This window comes from Paraburkholderia sp. J63, from assembly GCF_905220245.1.
In the GTDB taxonomy this organism is placed as follows: Bacteria; Pseudomonadota; Gammaproteobacteria; order Burkholderiales; family Burkholderiaceae; genus Paraburkholderia.
Genome location: NZ_CAJMZF010000134.1, coordinates 1 through 1,153 on the forward strand (window position 1 = coordinate 1; position 1,153 = coordinate 1,153).

1 protein-coding gene and 1 pseudogene are annotated in these 1,153 nt (G+C 63.7%); both read left to right on the forward strand.

What is annotated here, in order from left to right; translation table 11 throughout:
• A partial coding sequence (locus U5775_RS38820) for a TOBE domain-containing protein (protein ID WP_322063419.1) occupies window positions 1-574 on the forward strand: 574 nt, incomplete at its 5' end.
• A 13-nt stretch (window positions 575-587) separates the two neighbouring features.
• Window positions 588-1,153, forward strand: a pseudogene (locus tag U5775_RS38825) (putrescine ABC transporter permease PotH); the annotation flags it as partial.

The following is a 1,153-nucleotide window of genomic DNA, read 5'->3' on the forward strand; positions in this document are numbered from 1 at the left end:
AACGCAGCTCGAACTCGTGAACATCATCGAGAAGGTCGACGTCACCTGCGTGATGGTCACGCACGATCAGGAAGAAGCGATGACCATGGCCAACCGCCTCGCCGTGATGAGCGAAGGCCGCATCGTGCAGATCGGCGCGCCCGGCGAAGTCTACGAATTCCCCAACAGCCGCTTCTCCGCCGAGTTCATCGGCTCGACCAACCTGTTCGAAGGCAAGGTCGTCGAGGACGAGCCCGATCACATCTACGTCGAAAGTGAGGACCTGGAAGCACGCATGTACGTGAGCCACGGCGTGACCGGGCCGCTCGGCATGCCGGTGGGCATCTCCGTGCGGCCCGAGCGCGTGCGCGTCTCGCACGAGAAGCCGGGCACGCCGCACAACTGGGCGCGCGGCGTGGTCACCGATATCGCCTACATGGGCAGCTATTCGCTCTATCACGTGCGCCTGCCCGGCGGCAAGGTGGTGGTCTCGAACCTCTCCAGCTCGCACCTCATGAACGAGGGCGCGCCGGCCTGGAACGACGATGTCTACGTCTCGTGGTCGCCCGCCAGCGGCGTCGTGCTCACGCAATAAGGGAGATGCGAACATGAGTACCTCTTTGCCTTCCACACCGGCCGCGGCCTCGCGCGGCCCTGCATCACGCGGCGCGCTCGCGCGCATGCTCGCGCGCTTCGTGCCCTCGGGCCGCACCACGGTGATCGGCGTGCCGTTCCTGTGGCTCGCGCTGTTCTTCGCCTTGCCGTTCGTGCTGGTGCTCAAGATCAGCTTCGCCGACCAGGCGATGAGCATTCCGCCATACACGAGTCTCGCCGAGATGAAGGACGGCATGGTCCACTTTGCGCTGCAGCTGGGCCACTACGCCTTCCTGCTGCAGGACAGCCTCTATATCGCCACCTATATCAGCTCGCTGAAGATGGCGGCGGTCTCCACGTTCTTCTGTCTCTTGATTGGCTATCCCATCGCCTACTACATCGCGCGCTCGAACCCGGCCACGCGCAACCTGCTCATGATGGGCGTGATGCTGCCGTTCTGGACCTCGTTCCTGATCCGCGTCTACGCATGGATAGGCATCCTCAAGGACGACGGCCTGCTCAATCACGCGCTCATGGCCATCGGCCTGATTCACTCGCCGCTGCGCCTCTATCACAGCGA